This window comes from Polynucleobacter sp. 15G-AUS-farblos, assembly GCF_018882445.1.
GTDB lineage: Bacteria > Pseudomonadota > Gammaproteobacteria > Burkholderiales > Burkholderiaceae > Polynucleobacter.
The window spans coordinates 196900-219276 of record NZ_JACVOM010000001.1 but is presented as its reverse complement, the minus strand read 5'-3'; the positions used below and the strand labels follow the sequence as shown (position 1 = coordinate 219276).

Genomic DNA, 22377 nt, shown 5'->3' with positions numbered 1-22377 from the left:
AGATACGCGGCCTTAGCCCATCGCCCCCGCTTTACCAAATAAACCTTGTGGACGAATTAGCAGTACCACAGCCATAAAGATAAAAATAGAGAGCTCTGCGAGGTCGGGGAAAAAGAGGGAGGTCATGCTGTACACAATACCCACCAGCAGACCGGCAATGACTGCGCCGACTGGTGATCCCATGCCACCTACAACTGTTACTACAAAAGATTCGGCCAAAATAGGAATACCCATTTCTGGATTTACAGAACGAGTGGGGGATGCCAAAATTCCAGACAAGCCAGCGATAGCACAACCAAGGCCAAAGACTAATAGCCATACTTTTGCAATATCGACCCCTAGTACTTTGACGATTTCTTGGTCGGCTGCACCTGCCTTAATAATCAAACCGTAACGGGTCTTTTGAATCAAGAACCAAACACCCAAAATAATCACAGCTGTTGCGGCGATGAGAAATAAACGATATTTAGGGAAATAACCAATTCCTACATTGACAGTGCCACCTAAACCTTCTGGAGTAACAGAGGGGAGGCCTTCAATGCCAAAGGTGACGCGCATTACTTCGATTAAGACGTAAGAAAGGCCAAAGGTCAGTAGTAGCGGGTAGTCTAGGCCTCGACCATAAAGCGGTCTGACCAGAAAGCGCTCAGTAACTAATCCTAAGCATCCGGTAATGATCGGAGTCAGTATTAGGCTGAACCAAAAATTTCCAGTTACTCCTAAAAAATAGACCCCTAAAAAAGCACCCACCATAAAGAAGGCACCGTGGGCAAAGTTCACTACGTTAAGCATGCCAAAGATGAGGCATAAACCTAATGCTAGAAGTGCATATATGCTACCTAGGGCTATGCCTGTCAGTAGTTGCATGCATAAAAGTTCGAATGTCAGACCGGTCATAATGTACTCAAAAAAACTCCCCTTGATTCAATCGAATCAGGGGGAGTAGTTCAGGGTATTCAGATGAGTACCCTGAAGTGTTGGCTTTAGGCTTTATGGCCCAATTCTGCGCAAGAACGCATGTTCTTTTCTGTAGTGGGTTCAATCGTCAAAATATTGAAGACGTCATACTTGTCTTTCATATTCTTTGATTTAGATTCCACGATGATGACGGTCTGAACTGCTTGATGGTCGCACTTGCGATAGTACTCAGGACCTTTGTACCAATCGTATTTGAGGTTTTCCATCGCGGCAATCACTTTGTTCGTTTCAGTCGACTTAGCAATTTTGACGGAAGCAAGAACACTCTTGACGCCGGCATAACCTAATGCACCGTAATCGGAGGGTACTGAGCCGTTATACATTTTGCGGAATGCATCGTTAAATGTCTTCGCTGTTGGAATGCGATCTTCCAGACCCCAGTAATAAGAAGTGCCGCCGATGATGCCTTCAAAAGCCTCTGGCCCACCAGCAAGACGCGCGGTATAAAGCAAAACAGGCGTCACAATCTTGATGCTCGACTTCAAGCCAAAGTCAGTACATTGTTTTGCGGAATTCACCAGATCGCGACCAAAGTTACAAAGCACCAAAATATCTGGGTTCAAGGCTTTGATACGTGGCAAGAATGCTGAATAGTCGGAAGCGCCCAATGGATGACGAATATCCGCCAGGGTTGTCGCTCCCATTTCCTTACCAGCGCGTTCAAAAGCGCGAACCATTTCATGGCCGTAGGCATAGTCGGCTGTTAAGAACACAATCTTTTTACCAAAGCGTGGAATAGAGTAGCGTGCTAGTGCGCCTGCTGTCATGGTTGGATTTAATGCCTCATGGAATGTGTAAACACTCCAGTCTTTCACTTCATTAATGGCATCGGATTGGCTAATGGAGTTAAAGAGAATCTTACGTTCTTTGCAAACAGCATTAATGGAGAGTTGAGTTGCAGCAGACAGTGAGCCAACGACGTAGTTGACTTTATCTTTCTCAATTAACTCGAGTGTGCGAGTTGCAGCTTCGCCTGGATTTAATTTGTCGTCACGTACCAAGAGCTCTGCTTTACGGCCATTAAAGCCGCCAGCATCATTAAATTCCTTGATAGCTAGTTCTGCAGCCTTGACCTGGTCTTGAGCCTCAGCAGAGAAGGGCCCTGTTAGGGGCACTGGAAAGCCGATCTTAATTGTGTCAGCCTGAGCATTGGCGGCGTTTAACCAAAGCGGAGTGCTTGCAACTGCTGCACCGCCGATGAGTACTTTTCTTCTAGTTTGATTCGTTACTTTTTGTTTCATGGTTGTCTCCTCCATATAAAACTTTGTTTAAATAAGAATACTTTTTATTGCATAAATCTTAACTGAATGCACCAATCAATGCGTAGATTCAGGCACTGCTTTCCCTTGGGCTAATAATTCGCTGATATCAATAGCTGTTTCAGCCATCACGGTATCGGCATTTCTCTTCAGGTTTTCGCTGTTTGGAACCCCTTTGCTGCCCTGTGCTTGCATGTAGCGCCCTAAATACTGCGCTCTTGCAACGACTTGTTGGCCCAGTTTTAGGCGCTCATCCCGGTATGCGTTTAAAGACGCTGGAGTAGCCCCTAGCTTGGCAATATGTTTGGCAATAACAACGGCCTCATCTCCGGCCTTGGTTACACCCATCCCGACATGCGGTCTGCCAACAAAGGCGGCATCCCCCATGAGGGCAATGCGTCCAAATACAATTTCTTCTGAGCGCACATCGTAAATTGCCTGCAAGAAAGGAGCTGCTGTTTTTTCAAGGATTTCTGCGTATTGTGGTGCCAATATATCGCGTGCAATTGTTCGCATCTTGGCAATATGTTTCCAGGACACTTTTAATGGAGGGATGCCAGTAGGGTAGTGGCGTCCATCATCATCCGTTAGTAAATTAACGAGCTCTTCGTTTTCTGAGGCGGGACGATACCAAACAAAGTTATAGCGGCGCTTGCCTGGACGAGTATCGTTTCCAGTTCCAGCCACAGGGTAACCTAGCATTTGCTCGCCTTTAGGCAGGCAAAATCCAAAACGATTGAAGAGGGTATCTAAGGTGTAATTCGAAAGGCAGGCTTCATCGCAAACCCCGCGCCATGCAATATAGCCGGCATATTCTGGCTGTATCTGAGGCGCTACCTGTGCTCTTACGCCAGAACGTATGCCATCTGATGCAATTAAGAGTTCAGCGTTATAGCGACTTCCATCTTCGCAAAGGACTTCTACTTGATCGGAAGTTTGACTAACTGATTTAACAGTCTTGCCTTGCAAATAATGCTCCGCAGGAAAACATTCTTTGAGCATGTGATAGAGACGACTCCATGATGTCAGTATTTGAGGCAATTGCATCGTGCCCAAGCTTTGTCCATCAGTATCCAGTGTAATTCGCTCTGTAACAGGCACACCAAGGGTGTCATCTACTGCAACTCCTGCTTGACGAAGGGTATCTGCCAAGGCGTCATGAGTAACGATTCCGGCACCGCGACCATCTAGAGATCCAGTTGCCTTTTCAAGCAAGGTGACATCATGGCCTTGGCGCAGCAAGATATTTGCTGCAAAGAGCCCGCCTAATGAGCCGCCGACAATGAGGATCTTGGCCATATGAATGTTTACGCAGCCTTGGCATCGAGTGCAGCTTTTTCTGCCGCGGGGTAATTTAATTCAATGACAACGCCATTAGGGTCATCTAAAAAAATCTGGTGGAGTTTTAGGACTGGAACAGTGCGCTCACGGTAAGAAATGTTTAATTTCTTCAGCAATGCAATTTTTTCTTCAAGCCCATTAGCAAAGAAGGCAATGTGATCCACTGCGCCAGAACCATGGAGAGAGGAAGGGTCGCGATCGCCCAAGTATTTTTTTAAACCATTCGGATCATTTTTATCAATGGCAATCAAATGGAGGACTGCGTTGGCCCAACTGTTTTCATCGCCGTTGTATAGCCATACACCTGGAAATGGAAACTCAGGCCTAGGGCCAACAGTAAGGCCTAAAAGCTTAGTAAAAAACTCTGTTGTTTTTTCAATCTCGAGGCTGCGGATGGAGAAATGATTCAGGCTTAAATTTGACATGATGACCTTTTGAATTAAGCAAATAATGATTTAGCAGATTGAAGGTAAGACTGGACTCGATCCCGAATAATCTCTTGTTCGGTATTGGGGCTCTCGGCAGCATAGATGGCCTGACCATAAATCCAACGCCGCATTCCAATGTAAAAAATTCCCCCATGCAATCCCATCAAAAACTCTAGCTCTCGCTGGGTGGGCTTTGATGTAGTAGAGCGATTACAGTATTTTCTTGTCTCACGAATGAGTCTTGGTAGCAAGCGTGAACGCAAGAGTTCAAAAAAGCGATCGCTAATAGAGTGATCACTGAGACCTGAAAAAATTAGGATACGAACAAAGTCATAAGTAAGGACGGTATTGGTGTAGTCCAGATAGAAAGCATTAAATTTTTCTTCGGGACTTAGTTTCTGATCATCAAGTAACTTCTCCCACTCAGGCTTCCAGCGGGATTCAAAGACCTCTTTGTAAACTTCCTGGATGAGCGCATCCTTTGTGGGGAAGTAGTGATAGAGGAGGGTATGCGTAACCCCAAGCTCTTTAGTTAAGTTTCTGAGTTGCCCGTCCATTCCATGCTGGGCAAAAAACTGAATAGCGCGATCCAGTATCTGGCGCTTACGGTCAGCAGTATTCATTCTGCGCTTGGTTGGCGTCATTGAGCCTGCTGACATTTCGCTTGTATTTAGGCTGGAATCACGATCTTCAATCAAACGCATGGGTTCTCAGGGTTTATCCGAATTTGGACCTATTGACCAAAAGTTAAATAATGGTACATTGTTGAACAATTGGTAGATAAGACTCTATTCGGACAAACCCCAAGGAGAATGCATGGAACTTAATGGCGAGCAATTGATAGCCGCTTCAATCCCAGACGTTTGGAAGGGCTTGAACGATATTGATGTGCTTGCTAAGTCCATTCCAGGGTGCGAAGAGATCAGCCGCATTTCTCCGGAGGAGATTCATGCCAAGGTGATGTTCAAGATCGGACCAGTTCGGGCCCGTTTTTCTGGGAAATTACTGCTTAGCGACATTATTCCTGATCAATCCTGTTCAATGGCGTTTGAAGGTTCGGGTGGCGCCGCGGGTTTTGCTAAGGGCAAGTCGAGAGTGGAGTTGAAATTGGCTGAGGGCGGTACTTTGGTGTCCTATACAACTGAGGCCTCTATTGGAGGTAAGTTAGGTCAAATTGGGGGTCGCTTGATTAGCGCGTCTGCTAAAAAGATTGCAGATGATTTCTTTCAAAAATTTGCAAAAGAATTAGGTGGAGAGGCAATCGCATTGGAGTCGGATGCGAATAAGTAGTAAATCAAAAAAGCAGTTCATAAAAATAATGAGTAGTTGCATGAATCGTCTGGCAAGAGTCAGTAAAAAATAAAAAGCCTCAAAGGCTTATAAATTGGTGGTGGAGGAGACACAATGAAAGCCGCAGCATTTGATTATGTTAAGCCGAAGGCTTTGCCCGAAGCGCTGTCATTATTGGCGGAAGCCGGAGAGGATGCGCGCTTAATTGCAGGCGGGCAAACTTTGTTGGCCACTTTAAATATGCGCCTCTCAGAGCCTAGCATCCTTATTGATATTACGGATATTGCTGAGCTTAAGGGCATAACATTGAATGGTGATCAATTACGAATTGGTGCCTTAGTCACGCATACCGAGATTGAAGATTCAGATCTCATCGCCAAGCATGCTCCATTGCTTAAAGCAGCTGCACCACATATTGCCCATCGTGCTATTCGTAATTTGGGCACTTGGGGCGGATCCTTGGCTTACGGGGATCCTGCAGCCGAATGGCCTGCATGTAGTCTGACCTTAAATGCCAGCATGATTATTCATGGGCCTGCAGGTGAGCGCCGTATATCTGCACATGAATTCTTTATTGATCTCTACACAACCTCGTTAGAGCCAGATGAAATCTTAGTGGCTACAGAAATTCCGATCGCTAGTAGCAATCAAGTATTTTATTTCCATGAGTTAGCAAGAAGGCATGGTGATTACGCAGTTGCGGGATTGGCTGCTGTTGCCAATAAGCAGGGTAATACCTTGACTGATTGTGCATTTACTTTTTTCTCAGTTGCGGCCACACCAGTCATGGCAACGCAAGCGCAAGAATTGGTGAATGGTCAGTCAGTAACTCCAGAACTGATTGCAAAAGCAGTTGCCGCTACGCGAGCTGAAATTGAATCGATTGCGGATATCACCAATAGTGCGGAAGCGAAACAACATTTAATTGGCGTATTGCTTGAGCGTGGCCTTAAGCATTTAATCGCCTGATTTACTGAAGAAGAATGCGGAGATTTTCATGAGCCTTAAGAAAACCATTTCAATGACAGTCAATGGATTGCCCGTCACTGCCGAAATAGAACCACGCAAGCATTTGGTTGATTTTTTGCGTGAGGATTTGCATTTAAAGGGCCCCCATTTGGGATGCGAGCAGGGTGCCTGTGGAGCTTGTACTGTCAAAGTGAACGGGCAAATTATCCGTGGATGCCTTTACTTGGCAATTCAGGCAGATGGTGCGGAGGTTGAGACAATTGAGGGTTTAACAAAAAGCGGTGCGTTAGCAGATCTTCAAGAATCTTTCATGCGTCATAACGCAATGCAATGCGGTTTTTGTTCTTCGGGGATGTTATTGGCAGCAGCGGAGTTAATTGAGCAGCGACCTAAGGCTAGCCGTGAAGAAGTCCGCGAATGGATTTCTGGAAATTATTGCCGATGCACTGGATATCACTCGATTGTGGATGCCATTGTGGATGTTTTGGATGCTCGTGCCAATGGTCAAAAGATTAAACCCGTAGTAGCTCACGCTTAATCAGGTTAGGAAAACGCATTATGAATAAGCCAAGTGATTTAAAAGGACTCGTACTCGATCCTGTTACCAATGACCAACGCTATATTGGTGTGAGCGAACCAAGACACAGCGCGCGACGTCTCTTGGAGGGTCAGGGAACTTACATTGATGACATTAAGTTACCGCGTATGGGGCACGTTGTATTTTGGCGCTCCCCAGTTGCTCACATGAAGATCGGCAAGATTCATAAAGACCAGGCTAGCAAGATGCCGGGTGTTTTGGCGGTTGTTGATGGCGCGCAAATGGCAGAAATATGCAAGCCTTGGGTCGCAACCTTAGGGCACTTAGCTGGTATGAAGTCTGCGCCTCAATATGCCTTAGCGATTGAGCGTGCTTGCTGGCAAGGTGAGCCGGTGGTTGCTGTGGTTGCCGAAACACGTGCCCAAGCAGAAGACGCATTACAGCTCGTAGATGTTGAGTGGGAGGAGTTGCCTGCGGTAGTCTCTATGGAAACTGCGCTAGATCCTCAGACACCCGTGATTCATCCAGAGCTTGGCGATAATTTATGTTTTACCCGCACCTTGGATGTGGGTAATGTAGATGAAGTCTTTGCGAATGCCGATGTAGTAGCTGAAGCGACATTTGGCTTTGGTCGACATACTGGTGTGACCTTGGAGCCCCGTTGCCAGATAGCAGATTACAACCCAGGGGAGCGACGCTTAACGGTGTATCACTCTCAACAAGCGCCTCATATGATGCAAGATTTATATTGCCGCCAATTTGGTTTGTCTGAATCAGATGTGCATGTGATCTGTAAAGATGTTGGCGGATCCTTTGGTATTAAAGTGCACGCCTATCCCGATGACTTTGCTACCGTAGGCTTAGCGATGATGCTCGAGCGACCAGTCAAATTCGTAGCCGACAGACTAGAGTCTTTTACTAGCGATATTCATGCGCGTGAGCATCGTATCAAGGGACGCATTGCTGCCAATAAGGCCGGCGATATCTTGGCTTTTGAAATTGATGACTTAACCGCTATTGGTCCTTACTCTATGTTCCCTAGAACGAGTGCGATTGAGGGAAATCAAGTGGTGAATTTAGTCGGCGGACCATACAAGCATCAGAACTATCGAGCCAATTTAAATGTCGTTTTTCAAAATAAGACGCCTACTTGCCAATATCGTGGAGTAGGGCATCCAATTGCCTGTGCTGTAACCGAAGGCTTGGTAGATTTAGCGGCGCAGAAATTGAAAATGGACCCACTGGAGTTCCGTAAACGTAACGTTATTCCGGATGATGCTTATCCCTGTTCCGGAATTTCTGGAATCAAGCTTGAAGTTCTATCGCATGAGCAATGTTTGCGCACGATTGAAAAAATGATGGACTATCCAGCCTTGCGTAAAGAGCAAGAAGAATTACGTAAGCAAGGTATTTATCGTGGCATTGGTTTTGCCACTCTGATCGAGCTTACTAATCCTAGTCCTGCATTCTATGGTGTTGGTGGAGCGCGTATTGCCTCACAAGATGGCGCATCTGTTCGCTTAGATCCTAGCGGTGTGGTTTCAGTATTGATTGGCGTAGGTGAACAGGGTCAAGGCACCGAAGGTATTTATGCTCAAATTGCTGCTGATGCAGTAGGCGTCTCCATTAATCAAGTGCGTGTTGTCACTGGCGATACTGATGTCACTCCATATGGTGGCGGTACTTGGGCATCTCGTGGTGCTGGTGTTGGCGGCGAAGCGGTTTTATTAGCATGCCAAGCATTGCAAGAGAATATTCTGAAACTCGCAGGCACTATCTTGAATCGGCCGGTTACAGAGCTATCGATTCGTCGAAGCCACGTATTAGATAAGGCTACGGGAGAGCAGTTATTGCCATTTAGTGAAATTGGGCGCATTGGTTACTTCCGAACCGATACATTGCCTCCTGGATTTTCAGCTGAATTAATGGTGACACGTCACTACACTCAAAAAGACTACCCATTCATCTTTACTAATGGCGTCCAGGCATCTTATGTTGAAGTAGACCCAGATACCGGATTTGTAAAACTTCTCAAACATTGGGCTGTTGAAGATTGTGGACGTGTGCTCAATCCGATGTTGGTGGATGAGCAAGTTCGTGGAGCTATTGTTCAGGGTATTGGGGGTGTTTTATTTGAAGAATGTTTGTATGACGATAGTGGCCTACTGAGAAACGGCAGTATGGCCGACTATCTCGTGCCAATGGCAAATGAAATGCCGGATATTGAAGTGGCTCACGTAGAAACGCCGACCCAGTCATCTAAGTTGGGCGCAAAGGGGGCTGGGGAAGCTGGAACTGCAGGTGCTCCTGGTGCCGTACAAAATGCGATTAATGATGCTTTAGCTCCCTTCAATACAGCGGTATTTGATCAGCCGATTACCTCAGAAAAGATCTTGCGAGCGCTCAAAAAGATCTAGTTTTTCATCTGAATTCCGTTTTCTTGGTGCATACCCCATCTCTATGGGGTATGCACATCCTGTAACATCAAGCTTTAGCGGACCACCTTGGGTGGGCTCATGATTAACTTGATACGGTATTGAGAGATATGTTCACATTAAAAGGTAAAACAGCCCTGGTTACAGGCTCTACCAGCGGTATTGGCTTGGGTATGGCCATTGCATTGGCAAAGCAGGGCGTCAATATTATGGTGAATGGCTTTGGAGAAAAAGACGAGGCTATTGCCAAGATTAAAGCCTGTGGAGTCGAGGTCGATTATCACGGCGCTGATATGAGTAAGCCTGCAGAAATCGAAGATCTCATCAAGCAAACGGAAAAGCGTTTTGGATCCCTGGATATTTTGGTCAATAATGCCGGCATTCAATACACTGCAAATATTGAAGACTTCCCTGCAGACAAGTGGGATGCCATTATTGCGATTAATTTAAGTTCAGCTTTCCATACAACGCATCATGCATTGCCTGGGATGAAGCAACGTAATTGGGGTCGCATCATTAATATTGCATCAGTCCATGGTTTGGTTGCTTCAACACAAAAAGCGGCATATGTTGCTGCTAAACACGGCATCGTAGGCTTGACTAAAGTGACCGCTTTAGAAAATGCGCATACTGGAATTACTTGTAATGCAATATGTCCAGGTTGGGTCCTAACACCTTTGGTTCAAAAGCAAGTAGATGCTCGTGCAGAGCGCGAAGGGATCTCCAATGAAGCGGCCAAAAAAGCGCTTGTTTCTGAAAAACAACCTTCAGGAGAGTTTGTTACTCCTGAGCAGTTAGCGGCGCTAGCGGTATTTCTCTGTGGACCAGATGCCTCAGAGGTGAGGGGCGTGGCCTGGAATATGGATGGTGGCTGGACTGCTCAATAAAGCGTGAGCAGTACCGAACCATCAATGACAGCCGGGTAATTTACTCGGCTGTAATTTTTCTATCCGCAATAATCTTGCCCCAAGTGGTAGATTGACTCGCAATATATTTCGCTAAATCTTCGCGGCTACCTGGATTAGGAGTAAGGCCATGTTCAGATAATTGCTTATTGATTGCTTTGTCATTCAGAACAGCCACTAGTGCCTTATTCCATTTTTCTAAAATGACATCAGGTGTCTTGGCAGGGGCAACGAAAGCATACCAGTTCACAGCATCAAAGCCGGGATAACCAGATTCTGCAATAGTGGGTACATTAGGCAGTGTAGGTGCGCGCTTCGGACCCGTTGTTGCAATCGGAATTAATTTGCCATTCTTGATATATGGGTCGGCTGTAGCCAATGCTGAATAGTAGGAAGATACGCGACCACCAAGTAGGTCAATCATTGCTGGGCTGCCACCTTTATAAGGGACGTGTGTTGTATCTATATCTGCACGAACGTTTAAGAGTTCACCTTGGAGGTGGGAAGCTGAGCCGCTGCCAGTAGAAGCGAAGGTAATTTTCCCCGGATTCTTTTTGGCCATCGCGATATATTCTTTTAAATTTTTGACACCTAACTCAGGGGTGACAACCAATACATTAGGGAATGTCACACCCATAGTGAGTGGTGCCAAATCCTTTTGAGGATCGTATGGCAACTTCATAAGGTGAGGGGCGATAGAAAGTGGACCGATTGATCCAAACAAAATCACCGATCCATCTGGAGTAGCATTTGCAGTGTAGGCGTGAGCAATATTGCCGCCAGCACCAGGTTTGTTATCCACAATAACGTTCTGACCTAAGTCTTCACTCAACTTCTTGGCAATTAGGCGTGCGGCGCTGTCAGCAGAGCCTCCTGGGGCAAAGCCAACCACGATGGTGATGGTTTTCTTTGGTGGAAATTCTTGAGCGTTTGCGAAGCTGTAGATACAAAACAGCGTCAGCGCAATGAGTGCGCCAAATTTATTTTTGAAGGCCATAAGCATAGTGTTGTCTCATCAATTTTATATTTAGGGTTGGCAGGGTGCTACGTGTAGTTTATCTACTTTTCCAGCCATTAATAACTGGCTGGGTAAAGGGCGACCAATTAAAGTTTGTAGGTCTTTGGAGCAGGCTAGGAGGGCATCAATATTCATATTGGTATTAAAGCCCATAAGATCAAGCATATGCACTAATTCTTCGGTACAGATATTGCCAGTGGCCCCAGGGGCGTATGGGCAACCTCCAAGACCACCCAAAGAGGAATCAAAGCGATCTATACCACTATTGACGGCAGCCAGCGCATTGGCGAGACCCATTCCCCTGGTGTTGTGGAAATGTAAGGTCCATTGCAACTGAGGGTATTTACTTTGCGCAGCCTCACATACTGTTTGTACTTGAGCAGGGTTTGCCATGCCGGTAGTGTCACAAATCGTTATACCCCTCACACCTACTGCTGCAAAGCGATCGATCCAATGCATCAAATCCGCTAATGAAATGATTCCCGTCATGGGGCAGCCAAAACTCGTCGATAGTGAGATATTGACGGGTATCTTATTTTGATGCGCGAGATCAATCACAGAGCTCAGAGCGGCAAAAGAATTCTCACGACCCATTTTGAGGTTGGCCATATTGTGAGCCTCGCTGACTGACATGACTAGATTGAATTCATCCACCCCAACGCTAATTGCTCGCTCAGCACCTTTGAGGTTGGGAATAAGAACGGTGTATTCCACGCCGAGAACTCGATCGATTGCCTTCATTACGGCCTCTGCATCTGCCAGCATGGGAATGGCCTTGGGGCTTGTGAATGACGTTACTTCAACCTTTGCATAGCCAGTCCGACTCAGTCGATTAATGAGGGCAATCTTTTCCTCGGTTGGAACAAAAACATGCTCCGCCTGAAATCCATCCCGAGTGACAACCTCTTGAATATGGAGTTTTTTGGTGTTTTGGTATGGGTGAAGGCTGCTCATATAGGTATATATATTAGATGCCCGAAAGGAGGCGTCAGCCTCTATTTTAAGTAAGATTTCTGAAAAAATGCCCAAACAAACAAAAAAGCCAGAATAGTCTATAGTTATCGCAAAATACCGTATATTTTTATTGGCTTATGTAATTAAAAGGAACAAAAATGGAACATACCTTACCTCAGTTGCCCTACGCTCTCGATGCTTTAGCTCCCTACATCTCTAAGGAAACCTTGGAGTATCACTATGGAAAACATCATCAGACTTATGTAACGAATTTAAATAATCTCACCAAGGGTACAGAGTTTGAGTCAGCCACTCTTGAAGATATTGTCAAAAAATCCGCAGGTGGTGTATTTAACAATGCTGCTCAAGTCTGGAACCACACTTTTTACTGGATGGGAATGAAGCCAAACGGAGGAGGAGCTCCTACTGGTCCATTAGCAGATGCTATCAATGCTAAGTGGGGTTCATTTGATAAATTTAAAGAAGAGTTTACTAAGTGCGCTGTAGGTACTTTTGGATCAGGTTGGGCTTGGTTGGTTAAGAAGCCAGATGGAAGTCTTGATCTGGTTTCAACAAGCAATGCTGCTACCCCATTAACAAGCGACTCAAAACCATTGCTAACTTGTGATGTATGGGAGCATGCTTACTACATCGATACACGCAATGCGCGTCCAAAATACGTTGAAAACTTTTGGAACTTGGTCAACTGGGATTTTGCAAGCAAGAATTTTGCTTAATTGATGAGATCCTCAGGAAAAATTTGATGACTTCAATCTTGACATCATTGGGACGCACAGTATTAGCTGGTTTTGTGCTCCTGATTGTGATTATCTTTGCTTTGGGTGGCAACTTTAGCTCTGCTGAATTGCCATTTATCTTCCGTTGGTTGCACGTGATGTTTGGTGTCATGTGGATTGGTTTGCTTTGGTACTTCAACTTTGTGCAGATTCCTTCAATGCCCAAAATCCCAGATGAGCAAAAACCTGCGATTGGTAAAGTCATTGCTCCTACAGCTTTGTTTTGGTTTCGCTATGCAGCATTGTTTACTGTTCTGACAGGCATCATCGTGGCTGCATTAAATGGTTATTTGCATCAGGCTTTCACACTGCAAACCCCATTTCGTGCGATAGGCTTAGGTATGTGGATTGCTTTGGTGATGGCTTTTAATGTCTGGTTCATTATTTGGCCAAATCAAAAACGTGCCTTAGGTATTGTTGCTGTTGAGCCTGATGTGAAGGCAAAGTCTGCACGTGTCGCCATGCTGACATCACGTCTGAACACTATCCTCTCAGTTCCAATGCTGTTTTTGATGGTTGCGCAATCACACAATACAACTTGGTTTGTGCTTGTCTCATAAATCTCAGCACTGGTTTGATTAAAAAGGCCCGCGATGCGGGCCTTTTTAACTCAGCAGTACATCAAACATATTTAGCCGAGTAAAGGTGGTAATTCTTTTGTGAGCGCCGCACGCTGAGATGTTGCAGCCCCCATTAAAGCAAAGCCGAGCAACTGACCATCCTCAGATTCGAAGCGAGCCTCTAAGCCACCATCCATTCGCTCCACCTTCCATGCCCCCTTGGCATCTTTGGGTGGTGGAGAAACAATCGTTGGTAGGGAGGGAGTCTTCACCATGACTGGCATGGCTGGATAACTCAGAACTGTTTTTTGGCCGAGCAAGTTTGGTGCGAGTGCTCTTGCTGCTTGCATGATAGGCATGACATAGGGCAGGACTAGTCCGTCAACTTCAGCACAATCTCCAAGTGAGTAGATATTTTTTACGCTTGTTTCTAATTCTCGGTTGACGACAATGCCAGTGTGAGTTTGAATACCTGCAGCTTTAGCGAGATCAAGTCTTGGCCTTAGACCGATTGCAGAGAGGACTGCATCGCAAGTGAGTGTTGTGCCATTTGCTAGAGAGATTTTGAGCGCGCTCTCATGATGATCAATACTTTGGATAGTGGTGTTGAAGTGCCAGCGAACACCTGCGGACGCTAATTTACTTGCTAATTCTAGTGAGGCTTCCTCCGGTAGTAAGCGCCCAAGTGCCTGTGGAGCCATATCAATCACATCAACTTCATAAGTGCTTAAGACAAGATCATTCGCAAACTCACAACCAATGAGGCCGGCGCCTAGGATGACAATGCGTTTTTTGTCTTGAATCTGCTGGCGAAACTTTGCATAGTCCTCTAGATCATTTACTGTCAGAACTTCAGCAGCGGCAGAGCCTTGAAGTGGTAAGCGGATTTGATCTGCACCTAAAGCTAAAACTAATTTGCTGTAGGGAATGCTGCCTTGATTAGTAACAATCTCTTGTGTATCGATTTGTATCGCACTTACTTCTGTTTGCGCCAAGATATTGATCTCTAGCTGAGATGCCATGCCATCGGCAGGTGTAGAGATCAGTTGTGACGCCTCTTTCTTGCTGGCAAGGGCGGTGGAGAGCATGGGTTTTGAGTAGAAGTATCCCGGCTCTTTAGTAATCAGCGTAATCGGAATTGTTTTATCGAGTTTGCGAATTTCACGGATAACGGTATACCCAGCTAAGCCGCTACCGATGATAGTAATAGCGCCTTGGGTTAATGTAGCTTCTTGATTCAAGATAGAGTCCCTAATATGGTGCTACGAATAGAAATGTTCAACCTACTTGAACCATTTCAAAATCAGACTTTGAAACGCCACAGTCAGGACACTCCCAATTATCTGGAACGTCAGCCCAGGCAGTGCCGGGAGCTATTCCATCTTCGGGTAAACCTTTTGCTTCGTCATAAATAAATCCGCATACGATACATTGCCAAGTTTTCATCATTATTCCTTATTCATAGCCACGATTTTAAAGTCAAATTCAGTAAAGCGCTTATTCAGCATATATAACTAAAACTTGTTACAGTCAGCTATTCCAGTGAAATTTTTAAGTAAAAAGAAAGAACCCTATGACCGGTAAAGAAATGATGTTTACCCCTGTAAGCCTTGGCTCCATTGAGCTTAAGAATCGCCTAGTGATGGCGCCTTTAACGAGAATGCGTGCTGTTGCGGGGCATATACCTAGTCCATTGGCAAAAACCTACTATGCACAGCGGGCAAGTGCTGGCCTGATCATTACAGAGGCCACTCAAATTTCGAACTTGGGCATGGGTTATCCAGGAACTCCTGGGATCTACACTTCCGAACAAACCGCTGCTTGGAAAGAGATTGTGCAAGCTGTTCATGATAAGGATGGCTGCATTGTGGCGCAGTTATGGCACGTAGGACGTATTTCTCACTCTTCATTACATCCTGAGCATGGTGTACCGGAGGCTCCCTCTGCTATTCCGGCATCTGGTCAGACCTACGGTGCTGATTGGCAACTGCACGATTATGAAACGCCAAAGGCGATGAGCATAGAAGATATCGCACGCTTGATTCGTGAGTATGTAACGGCGGCACAGAACGCAAAAGATGCGGGATTTGATGGGGTAGAAATTCATGCGGCCAACGGATATTTGCTTGATCAGTTCTTGCAAGATAAAACCAATCAACGTCAAGATCAGTATGGTGGTTCGATTGAAAATCGTTTGCGTCTCTTAAGTGAGGTGATTGATGCAGTGGCTCAAGTATTTCCAAGTACACAAATTGGGGTGAGACTCTCCCCATATGGCACATTTAATGATATGGGGGACAGTGATCCAGTAGCACTCTTTACTGCCGCTATTCAGAAATTAAATCAGCACCACTTAGCTTACGTGCATATGATCGAACCGCGCGCTACCAGTGCTGGTGGTGGCGATCAAGTCAACGAAGAGGCACCAATTACCTCTGAAATGTTCAGAGCAGCCTATCAGGGTCAATTTATCACTGCTGGGGGCTACGATCAGGCAATGGGCGAGAAGGTATTAGAAGATGGTCTGGCCGATGCGGTTGCCTATGGCCGATTATTTATTTCTAATCCAGATTTAGTAGAGCGCTTTAAGCAGGGCGCGGAATTGAATGCCTACAGTCGCGCTACTTTTTATGGTGGTAATGAAGCAGGATATACGGACTATCCAACGCTGAAATAATCGTCTTACCTAGGTAAATCAGTAAGGCCTTCGACAATATCGAGGGCCTTATTTTTTATCTTCTGGATCTTTGAGTAAGTCGTACTGATTAGCAATGATCAGAAGGGCGAGGGAAGCGCAGCCCATGGCAAAGAATTGCCATTGATGCAACATGGCAGTACCAACCACAGTCATGAGTATGGTCCAACCTACGGCCATCTTGGCTTTTTTGGTGAGCGGTTTCATCTCGAATGTTCCTTTTAAAACAGATTTAGCCTAAAACATTATTTTATGCACATTATTGATTAATGCTTAATTGTTGAGTCTGACCCGTGCGCTTAACTCGCTTACAGCGCCTCGTTTATCTAACTGGGATAGCCTTAAAGCTTCGACCTCAAAATCGGCTTGGCCTGGATGGAATTCCTCATCATTACGCAGGTCGATCACATATGTCCAGACCAATTCGCGGCCACGATTCTTAAAAACATCCACTACTCTTTTCATATGTACCGCCTATAGGTTGATGCTTATTTAATGCTGGAAGATAGATTTACGTCGCTTTTGGGGGTACCCAAGGATTCTTTTAAGATGAGCAAGTTTTTTGGTTCGATGCGAATAACGCCCCCTCTAGGACTATCGATATCGGCAATCAAGAAAAAAGAAACTGAGGTTACTAGAGGGAAAATCATAAATAAACCTATATTCTTTTTGAAGTTCCGTGCGCCAAAGCCAACCAATAAATTAGCGCATATAGCGATCGAAGCCATCAGGGCCCAGGCCGTGTTTGGGATGCGATTCCACCAAGCTGCCTGAACATATCCTTGAGAATTCAGAACATCATTCATTCCAGATGCAACCATAGCCATGATGGGGGTTTGTTGGGCACGAGCATGCGGAAGCACTTCTTTCCACAGTGCGTCTTGTAATTCATCCGTTCTTTGCCGGATTTTGGCAATAACATCATCAGGTTGCTTGGAATAAAACAAAATGCGTTGATCTATATATTCTTTTAAGAGAGTTTTGGTTTTTTCTGCTGATGGTGCAGGAAGTAGGTCAGCTCTTAAATATTCAGTGCCAATGGCATTTGCTTCTGCCTCCTCTAAGACTTCACGCTGGTCATGACGATTAATGGCCATAGAAAAAGTGAAACCAATAATGAGCGCTAAAAGCGTTAGTGTCGCAGTCTGAATGACGCCTAAATCTTGTGAGGTCTCACTGTCTTTCGTCCGAAAACGACTCAATACGGCATTACCGAGCCATACCGATGCGGAAAATAGAAGAAAGCAGACCCCAAAAAGAATGATGGGGTGATTGAGTAAATATTTAATTTAAAAAGTTCCTGGATACAAGATATCGGTAGTGACATTTTGAATATCGCGATGTCCAACATGGGCCATGGTGATATCAAGCTCATTGCGAATAATTTCAAGACATTTGGTGACTCCGGCTCCACCCATAGCGCCTAAGCCATAGAGGAAAGGGCGACCAATCATGGTACCGCGAGCGCCAAGGGCCCAGGCCTTAAGAACATCTTGACCAGAGCGGATACCGCCATCCATCCAAACCTCAATATCTTTGCCAACAGCATTCACAATTCCGGGCAGTGCTTGGATACTAGAAACAGCGCCGTCTAGTTGACGACCGCCATGATTAGAAACAATCAATGCATCAGCACCAGAATTCGCTGCAGATCGGGCATCCTCTTCATCTAGGATCCCCTTAATAATCAATTTCCCGCCCCAGAGTTTTTTAATCCACTCTACATCTGCCCAACTAAGGCCCGGATCAAATTGCTCCGCTGTCCAAGAGGATAGGGAGGACATATCACCAACGCCAGTAGCATGACCTACTATATTACGAAAGGTTCTGCGGGGAGTCATCGCCATACCTAAGCACCAGCGTGGCTTAGTGGCCATATTCATGATGTTAGCAATCGTTAATTTTGGTGGTGCGGTTAAGCCATTCTTTAAATCCTTGTGGCGTTGACCTAAGATTTGCAGGTCAAGCGTGAGAACTAGTGCAGAACAATTTGCTGCCTTAGCGCGCTCTATCAAACGCTCAATAAAGCCGCGATCTTTCATCACATAGAGTTGGAACCAGAATGGCTTGGTAGTGCGCTCTGCAACATCTTCAATAGAGCAGATGCTCATTGTGGATAAACAAAATGGCACTCCAAACTCTTCAGCTGCTTGTGCTGCCAGAATTTCTCCATCAGCGTGTTGCATGCCAGTCAATCCTGTAGGTGCCAAAGCGACCGGCATGCTCACTTCTTGCCCAACCATGGTGGTTTTCAAGGTGCGGTTATTCATGTCGACCGCAACCCGTTGCCGAAACTTAATTTTTTGAAAATCAGATTCATTAGCACGGTAGGTTGACTCAGTCCAAGATCCTGAGTCTGCATAGTCGTAAAACATCTTTGGAGTGCGCTTTTTATGAAGTACTCGTAAGTCTTCAATATTGGTAATGATTGCCACTAGGTGTCCTTCTGATAATTGAGTATTGGCTTATTTATGCTCTATCTTAGCAATACCGAGGATTTGTTTCTACAATAGAGGGTCAACCCATGCTTGGGGCCCCTGAATTACCATTGTCCTCATTAAACCGGAATGCCCCAGCTTAATCTCGCTACTGCTCTGTATTTACTAACCGCCACGGCTCTTTGGGCCGGAAATGCAATTGCGGGTCGCGCATTGGTCGGAAGCATTTCTCCAATTACCTTGAGTGCAGTACGTTGGGGCTTGGCTGCGTTGATCCTATTGCCTTTTGGATGGCGCATTTTTAAGACTGGTAGTCCATTGTGGAAAAACAAAACCCGTTTCTTAATTCTAGGTTTGTTTGGCGTTGGAAGTTACAACGTATTACTTTACCTGGCGCTACAAACTTCTTCTGCTATTAATGTGACCTTAATTGGTGCCAGCATGCCAATTTGGATGCTATTTATTGGCAGCGTGTTTTATCAAGTCAAACCCAAGTTGGTTCAAATGATTGGAGCGGTGGTCTCCTTGGTGGGTGTGGCGGTGGTATTAACTCGCGGTGACCTTAGTGCATTGCTTTCAATGCAAATGGTTGTAGGCGACCTTTTAATTATGGTGGCTACTTTCTTATGGGCATTCTATAGTTGGATGTTGAGTCGCCCTGGATCTAGCAATGAACGCCAGTGGCCCTGGGCCGATTTTCTAATAGCACAAGTCCTTATAGGTTTGCTCTGGACTGGATTATTTGAAGGCATTGAAATAGCTTCTGGGCGTGCCTATTTAGATCTCAACCTCTGGACTGGATCGCTCATTCTTTTTGTGGCTATCGGCCCATCCTTGATTGCGTATCGTTGCTGGGGTCTCGGGGTTACCGGGGCGGGGCCAACGGTAGCCGCCTTTTTTGCTAACTTCATTCCATTGTTTACCGCACTATTATCTGCTGCCATTCTTGGGGAGCCTCCAGGCTTATTCCATGGGGCAGCTTTTGCTTTAATTGTTGCTGGTATCTGGGTTTCTTCTCCTAAAAATCGTTCGACCTAGCAAAGACTGTTTGATCGGGGTTCAGGAAAGAATCTGAAAAAAACAGTACAGTTAGTTCTTTTGATTTATAAAGTTTTACAGTGTCTATGGTTGATGTTCTTGTCATTGGTGGCGGAAATGCCGCCCTTTGTGCTGCCCTAATGGCCCGAGAGGCCGGCGCTAGCGTATTGGTATTGGAGTCAGCCCCCAAGGAGTGGCGGGGTGGTAATTCTGCCCATACGCGCAATTTACGCGCCATGCATGATGGGCCTCAAGATGTTTTGTTGGGCACATACTCAGAAGAAGAGTACTGGGAGGATCTTCTAAAGGTTACCGGAGGTCTTACTGACGAAGCGCTTGCCAGATTGGTGATTCGCTCGTCCTCAAGTTGTCGCTCATGGATGATGAAGCATGGAGTCCATTTTCAAGCGCCACTCTCTGGGACGCTACATCTCTCGCGTACTAATGCATTCTTTATGGGCGGTGGCAAGGCATTAGTCAATGCTTATTATCGTAGCGCTGAAAAACTGGGTATTCAGATTCGCTATAACGCACCAGTGGATTCTGTTGAGTTGAAAGATGGCAAGTTTATTGCCGCTTATGTTGGCAAAGAGCGGATCGAAGCTAAGGCATGTGTACTTGCGGCCGGTGGATTTGAATCTAATCGTGAATGGTTAAAAGAAGCTTGGGGAAAAAATGACTCAGGTGAGTATCCTGCGGATAATTTTTTAATCCGCGGTACTAAATTTAATATGGGCGTTTTGCTCAAATACATGATTGAAGCAGGGGCAGATACGATTGGGGACCCTACTCAGGCGCACATGGTAGCCATTGATGCGCGTGCTCCTTTATATGACGGTGGAATTTGCACACGCATTGATTGTGTTTCCTTGGGTGTAGTGGTGAATCAAAAGGCTGAGCGCTTTTATGATGAGGGCGAAGATTTTTGGCCTAAGCGTTATGCCATCTGGGGTCGCCTTGTGGCGCAACAGCCTGGTCAGATTGCCTATTCCATTATTGATTCCAAAGCGCTTGGACGTTTTATGCCACCAGTATTCCCAGGTGAGAAAGCGGATACCTTGGAAGCGTTGGCAGATCAAATTGGAGTTGACCAAGCAACCTTTGTGAAAACAATTAGGGACTTTAATGCGGCATGTGTTGATGGTACTTTTGATCACACTGCCTTAGATGATTGCCATACAGAAAGTCTCAATCCGCCTAAGACACACTGGGCAAGAAAAATTGATGTGGGACCTTTCTATGCATATGCAGTAAAGCCAGGCGTGACATTTACTTACTTAGGTTTGAAGACGGATCAGAATGCCAATGTATTTTTCGACGGCAAGCCCAGTCAAAATTTATTCGTTGCTGGGGAAATGATGGCAGGAAATGTATTGGGCAAAGGTTATACCGCGGGGATTGGAATGACTATCGGCACGGCCTTTGGTCGAATTGCTGGTGTTAGCGCTGCAAGAGCAGTGGGCTTGAAAACGGAGATAAATGATGCAACAGCTTAACTCTCTGATTCAAGAGGCTTCTAACTTAGGTGCTGGGCGTGCTGACCAAGAAGTGGCTCGCATTATGCAGATCTGTAATGCATGCCGTTATTGCGAGGGCTTTTGTGCAGTCTTTCCTGCAATGACACGTCGTATTGAATTCAATACTGCTGATGTCCATTACTTAGCAAACCTTTGTCACAACTGCGGTGCATGCTTGCATGCTTGCCAATACGCACCTCCACATGATTTTGCGGTAAACGTTCCCTTGGCAATGGCAAAGGTGCGCCAAGAAACCTATATTGATTTTGCCTGGCCGCATGCTTTTGGAAGTTTGTATAAGAACAATGGCGTTACGCTTGCTATGGCCAGCTCAATTTCCTTGATCGCTTTTTTATTGCTGACTCTTGCACTTAATGGCACTTTATTCTTGGCGCCTAATGGTGGAAATTTCTACGCCATTTTTTCTCATAACACACTAGCGCTGATGTTTGGAGCGGTGTTTCTATTTGCCATTCTGGCAATAGCAGTCGGAGTAATTCGTTTTTGGAGTCAGGTTTCACCAGGGGCTATTACTGGAGTTGCTGCAGCCGAAGCTACGCACGATGTCTTAAGCCTTAAATATCTAGGCGGTGGTCATGGTGAGGGTTGCAATAATGAAGATGATGCTTTCTCTCTGTGGAGAAAACGTTTTCACCATTTCACATTTTATGGTTTCATGTTGTGCTTTGCCTCAACAAGTGTTGCCACTCTCTATCACTATCTCCTAGGTCTGTCAGCGCCTTATGCTCTCAACAGCTTGCCTGTTATCTTAGGTACTCTTGGCGGCATTGGGCTTCTCATTGGTCCTACTGGTTTGCTCTATTTAAACTACAAGCGTGATAGTGCGCATGGAGATGCCAATCAAAAACCGATGGATAGAGCATTCATTTTGTTGCTCTTATTAATCAGTGCAACTGGCTTAGCACTCTTAGCCTATCGTGATACCACTTGGATGCCGATTTTGTTGGCTGTTCACTTGGGCTTTGTTATGGGATTCTTTTTAACTATGCCCTATGGAAAATTTGCTCACGGGATATATCGCACTGCAGCATTATTAAAAAATGCGATAGAAAAGCGGCAAAAAAATTCTCTGCAACTGGGCGCAGATTAATCCCTTAGGCCCTCAATCCTAGGATTAAAGCTCTCTGACAGGGGTGGTGCCAAACTTTTGCATCTGATCACCCATAAATACCCTTAAATCGGTATCATTTAGCACT

General features: G+C 45.6%; 24 protein-coding genes. 11 read left to right on the top strand and 13 right to left on the bottom strand.

The window, feature by feature from the left end:
* Positions 1 to 12: 12 nt before the first annotated feature.
* From ICN41_RS01090 to ICN41_RS01070, 5 genes are all read right to left on the bottom strand, one after another.
* Entirely contained in the window at positions 13 to 897 is an 885-nt protein-coding gene (locus ICN41_RS01090) for a branched-chain amino acid ABC transporter permease (RefSeq protein ID WP_255537833.1), read from the bottom strand.
* 86 nt (positions 898 to 983) lie between these two features.
* Positions 984 to 2219 (bottom strand): ABC transporter substrate-binding protein, encoded by a 1236-nt coding sequence (locus ICN41_RS01085; RefSeq protein WP_216290966.1) that lies wholly within the window; start codon positions 2217 to 2219, stop codon positions 984 to 986.
* Positions 2220 to 2294: 75 nt separating this feature from the next.
* Positions 2295 to 3536: an FAD binding domain-containing protein gene (locus ICN41_RS01080; protein ID WP_216290965.1), complete on the bottom strand. Its 1242-nt coding sequence runs from the start codon at positions 3534 to 3536 to the stop codon at positions 2295 to 2297.
* An 8-nt stretch (positions 3537 to 3544) separates the two neighbouring features.
* Positions 3545 to 4003 (bottom strand): glyoxalase, encoded by a 459-nt coding sequence (locus ICN41_RS01075; RefSeq protein WP_216290964.1) that lies wholly within the window; start codon positions 4001 to 4003, stop codon positions 3545 to 3547.
* 14 nt (positions 4004 to 4017) lie between these two features.
* Positions 4018 to 4710 carry a TetR/AcrR family transcriptional regulator gene (locus ICN41_RS01070; RefSeq protein WP_216290963.1) on the bottom strand — a complete coding sequence of 231 codons (693 nt, stop codon included), beginning with the start codon at positions 4708 to 4710 and terminating at the stop codon, positions 4018 to 4020.
* A gap of 112 nt (positions 4711 to 4822) precedes the next feature.
* Here ICN41_RS01070 and ICN41_RS01065 point away from each other — a divergent pair, with 112 nt between their 5' ends.
* The 5 genes from ICN41_RS01065 to ICN41_RS01045 all read left to right on the top strand — a co-directional run bounded on the left by ICN41_RS01065 (position 4823) and on the right by ICN41_RS01045 (position 10125).
* On the top strand, positions 4823 to 5296 hold the full coding sequence (locus ICN41_RS01065) for a CoxG family protein (RefSeq protein ID WP_216290962.1): 474 nt from the start codon (positions 4823 to 4825) through the stop codon (positions 5294 to 5296).
* Between the two features lie 114 nt (positions 5297 to 5410).
* Positions 5411 to 6265 carry a xanthine dehydrogenase family protein subunit M gene (locus ICN41_RS01060; RefSeq protein ID WP_216290961.1) on the top strand — a complete coding sequence of 285 codons (855 nt, stop codon included), beginning with the start codon at positions 5411 to 5413 and terminating at the stop codon, positions 6263 to 6265.
* Between the two features lie 28 nt (positions 6266 to 6293).
* Positions 6294 to 6803, top strand: coding sequence for a (2Fe-2S)-binding protein (locus ICN41_RS01055; protein WP_216290960.1), 510 nt, complete (start codon positions 6294 to 6296; stop codon positions 6801 to 6803).
* A 20-nt stretch (positions 6804 to 6823) separates the two neighbouring features.
* Entirely contained in the window at positions 6824 to 9220 is a 2397-nt protein-coding gene (locus ICN41_RS01050) for a xanthine dehydrogenase family protein molybdopterin-binding subunit (RefSeq protein WP_216290959.1), read from the top strand.
* Positions 9221 to 9348: 128 nt separating this feature from the next.
* Positions 9349 to 10125 (top strand): 3-hydroxybutyrate dehydrogenase, encoded by a 777-nt coding sequence (locus tag ICN41_RS01045; protein ID WP_216290958.1) that lies wholly within the window; start codon positions 9349 to 9351, stop codon positions 10123 to 10125.
* Positions 10126 to 10165: 40 nt separating this feature from the next.
* On the opposite strand, the gene ICN41_RS01040 is transcribed toward ICN41_RS01045, so the two are convergent.
* Together ICN41_RS01040 and ICN41_RS01035 are read right to left on the bottom strand one after the other, a co-directional pair.
* Complete coding sequence (locus tag ICN41_RS01040) at positions 10166 to 11140, bottom strand: tripartite tricarboxylate transporter substrate binding protein (protein WP_216290957.1); 975 nt, start codon at positions 11138 to 11140, stop codon at positions 10166 to 10168.
* Between the two features lie 30 nt (positions 11141 to 11170).
* Complete coding sequence (locus ICN41_RS01035; RefSeq protein WP_216290956.1) at positions 11171 to 12115, bottom strand: hydroxymethylglutaryl-CoA lyase; 945 nt, start codon at positions 12113 to 12115, stop codon at positions 11171 to 11173.
* A 158-nt stretch (positions 12116 to 12273) separates the two neighbouring features.
* Between ICN41_RS01035 and ICN41_RS01030 the strand changes: the two genes are divergently transcribed.
* Complete coding sequence (locus tag ICN41_RS01030; protein WP_216290955.1) at positions 12274 to 12852, top strand: superoxide dismutase; 579 nt, start codon at positions 12274 to 12276, stop codon at positions 12850 to 12852.
* Between the two features lie 26 nt (positions 12853 to 12878).
* Positions 12879 to 13472, top strand: coding sequence for a urate hydroxylase PuuD (locus tag ICN41_RS01025; protein WP_216290954.1), 594 nt, complete (start codon positions 12879 to 12881; stop codon positions 13470 to 13472).
* Between the two features lie 71 nt (positions 13473 to 13543).
* On the opposite strand, the gene ICN41_RS01020 is transcribed toward ICN41_RS01025, so the two are convergent.
* Together ICN41_RS01020 and ICN41_RS01015 are read right to left on the bottom strand one after the other, a co-directional pair.
* On the bottom strand, positions 13544 to 14713 hold the full coding sequence (locus ICN41_RS01020) for an FAD-dependent oxidoreductase (RefSeq protein WP_216290953.1): 1170 nt from the start codon (positions 14711 to 14713) through the stop codon (positions 13544 to 13546).
* A 37-nt stretch (positions 14714 to 14750) separates the two neighbouring features.
* Positions 14751 to 14918 (bottom strand): rubredoxin, encoded by a 168-nt coding sequence (locus ICN41_RS01015; protein WP_216290952.1) that lies wholly within the window; start codon positions 14916 to 14918, stop codon positions 14751 to 14753.
* A 127-nt stretch (positions 14919 to 15045) separates the two neighbouring features.
* Between ICN41_RS01015 and ICN41_RS01010 the strand changes: the two genes are divergently transcribed.
* On the top strand, positions 15046 to 16149 hold the full coding sequence (locus ICN41_RS01010) for an alkene reductase (protein WP_216290951.1): 1104 nt from the start codon (positions 15046 to 15048) through the stop codon (positions 16147 to 16149).
* A 48-nt stretch (positions 16150 to 16197) separates the two neighbouring features.
* Here the strand turns inward: ICN41_RS01010 and ICN41_RS01005 are convergent, their stop codons facing one another.
* The 4 genes from ICN41_RS01005 to ICN41_RS00990 form a co-directional block, all read right to left on the bottom strand.
* Complete coding sequence (locus tag ICN41_RS01005) at positions 16198 to 16374, bottom strand: hypothetical protein (protein ID WP_216290950.1); 177 nt, start codon at positions 16372 to 16374, stop codon at positions 16198 to 16200.
* A 66-nt stretch (positions 16375 to 16440) separates the two neighbouring features.
* Positions 16441 to 16632: a hypothetical protein gene (locus ICN41_RS01000; protein WP_216290949.1), complete on the bottom strand. Its 192-nt coding sequence runs from the start codon at positions 16630 to 16632 to the stop codon at positions 16441 to 16443.
* 23 nt (positions 16633 to 16655) lie between these two features.
* Entirely contained in the window at positions 16656 to 17369 is a 714-nt protein-coding gene (locus tag ICN41_RS00995) for a hypothetical protein (RefSeq protein ID WP_216862256.1), read from the bottom strand.
* Positions 17370 to 17456: 87 nt separating this feature from the next.
* Positions 17457 to 18602 carry an L-lactate dehydrogenase gene (locus tag ICN41_RS00990; protein WP_216290948.1) on the bottom strand — a complete coding sequence of 382 codons (1146 nt, stop codon included), beginning with the start codon at positions 18600 to 18602 and terminating at the stop codon, positions 17457 to 17459.
* A gap of 132 nt (positions 18603 to 18734) precedes the next feature.
* Between ICN41_RS00990 and ICN41_RS00985 the strand changes: the two genes are divergently transcribed.
* The 3 genes from ICN41_RS00985 to tcuB all read left to right on the top strand — a co-directional run bounded on the left by ICN41_RS00985 (position 18735) and on the right by tcuB (position 22271).
* Positions 18735 to 19643 (top strand): DMT family transporter, encoded by a 909-nt coding sequence (locus ICN41_RS00985; RefSeq protein ID WP_216290947.1) that lies wholly within the window; start codon positions 18735 to 18737, stop codon positions 19641 to 19643.
* A gap of 86 nt (positions 19644 to 19729) precedes the next feature.
* Positions 19730 to 21139 (top strand): FAD-dependent tricarballylate dehydrogenase TcuA, encoded by a 1410-nt coding sequence (gene tcuA, locus ICN41_RS00980; protein WP_216290946.1) that lies wholly within the window; start codon positions 19730 to 19732, stop codon positions 21137 to 21139.
* The gene (gene tcuB / locus ICN41_RS00975) at positions 21126 to 22271 is read left to right on the top strand and encodes a tricarballylate utilization 4Fe-4S protein TcuB (protein WP_216290945.1); all 1146 of its coding nucleotides are present in this window, start codon (positions 21126 to 21128) and stop codon (positions 22269 to 22271) included. Before tcuA ends, tcuB begins: the two co-directional genes overlap by 14 nt.
* The last annotated feature ends 106 nt before the right edge of the window (positions 22272 to 22377 follow it).

Bases quoted from the DNA above. Each gene is read 5' to 3' on its own strand.
- ICN41_RS01040 (WP_216290957.1), bottom strand. From the start codon at position 11,140: ATGGCCTTCAAAAATAAATTTGGCGCACTCATTGCGCTGACGCTGTTT.
- tcuB (WP_216290945.1), top strand. From the start codon at position 21,126: ATGCAACAGCTTAACTCTCTGATTCAAGAGGCTTCTAACTTAGGTGCT.
- ICN41_RS01010 (WP_216290951.1), top strand. From the start codon at position 15,046: ATGACCGGTAAAGAAATGATGTTTACCCCTGTAAGCCTTGGCTCCATT.
- ICN41_RS01060 (WP_216290961.1), top strand. From the start codon at position 5,411: ATGAAAGCCGCAGCATTTGATTATGTTAAGCCGAAGGCTTTGCCCGAA.
- ICN41_RS01015 (WP_216290952.1), bottom strand. From the start codon at position 14,918: ATGAAAACTTGGCAATGTATCGTATGCGGATTTATTTATGACGAAGCA.
- ICN41_RS01030 (WP_216290955.1), top strand. From the start codon at position 12,274: ATGGAACATACCTTACCTCAGTTGCCCTACGCTCTCGATGCTTTAGCT.
- ICN41_RS01090 (WP_255537833.1), bottom strand. From the start codon at position 897: ATGACCGGTCTGACATTCGAACTTTTATGCATGCAACTACTGACAGGC.
- ICN41_RS01055 (WP_216290960.1), top strand. From the start codon at position 6,294: ATGAGCCTTAAGAAAACCATTTCAATGACAGTCAATGGATTGCCCGTC.
- tcuA (WP_216290946.1), top strand. From the start codon at position 19,730: ATGGTTGATGTTCTTGTCATTGGTGGCGGAAATGCCGCCCTTTGTGCT.
- ICN41_RS01035 (WP_216290956.1), bottom strand. From the start codon at position 12,115: ATGAGCAGCCTTCACCCATACCAAAACACCAAAAAACTCCATATTCAA.
- ICN41_RS01070 (WP_216290963.1), bottom strand. From the start codon at position 4,710: ATGCGTTTGATTGAAGATCGTGATTCCAGCCTAAATACAAGCGAAATG.
- ICN41_RS01075 (WP_216290964.1), bottom strand. From the start codon at position 4,003: ATGTCAAATTTAAGCCTGAATCATTTCTCCATCCGCAGCCTCGAGATT.
- ICN41_RS01000 (WP_216290949.1), bottom strand. From the start codon at position 16,632: ATGAAAAGAGTAGTGGATGTTTTTAAGAATCGTGGCCGCGAATTGGTC.
- ICN41_RS01045 (WP_216290958.1), top strand. From the start codon at position 9,349: ATGTTCACATTAAAAGGTAAAACAGCCCTGGTTACAGGCTCTACCAGC.
- ICN41_RS01025 (WP_216290954.1), top strand. From the start codon at position 12,879: ATGACTTCAATCTTGACATCATTGGGACGCACAGTATTAGCTGGTTTT.
- ICN41_RS00985 (WP_216290947.1), top strand. From the start codon at position 18,735: ATGCCCCAGCTTAATCTCGCTACTGCTCTGTATTTACTAACCGCCACG.
- ICN41_RS01085 (WP_216290966.1), bottom strand. From the start codon at position 2,219: ATGAAACAAAAAGTAACGAATCAAACTAGAAGAAAAGTACTCATCGGC.
- ICN41_RS01005 (WP_216290950.1), bottom strand. From the start codon at position 16,374: ATGAAACCGCTCACCAAAAAAGCCAAGATGGCCGTAGGTTGGACCATA.
- ICN41_RS01065 (WP_216290962.1), top strand. From the start codon at position 4,823: ATGGAACTTAATGGCGAGCAATTGATAGCCGCTTCAATCCCAGACGTT.
- ICN41_RS01080 (WP_216290965.1), bottom strand. From the start codon at position 3,536: ATGGCCAAGATCCTCATTGTCGGCGGCTCATTAGGCGGGCTCTTTGCA.
- ICN41_RS01050 (WP_216290959.1), top strand. From the start codon at position 6,824: ATGAATAAGCCAAGTGATTTAAAAGGACTCGTACTCGATCCTGTTACC.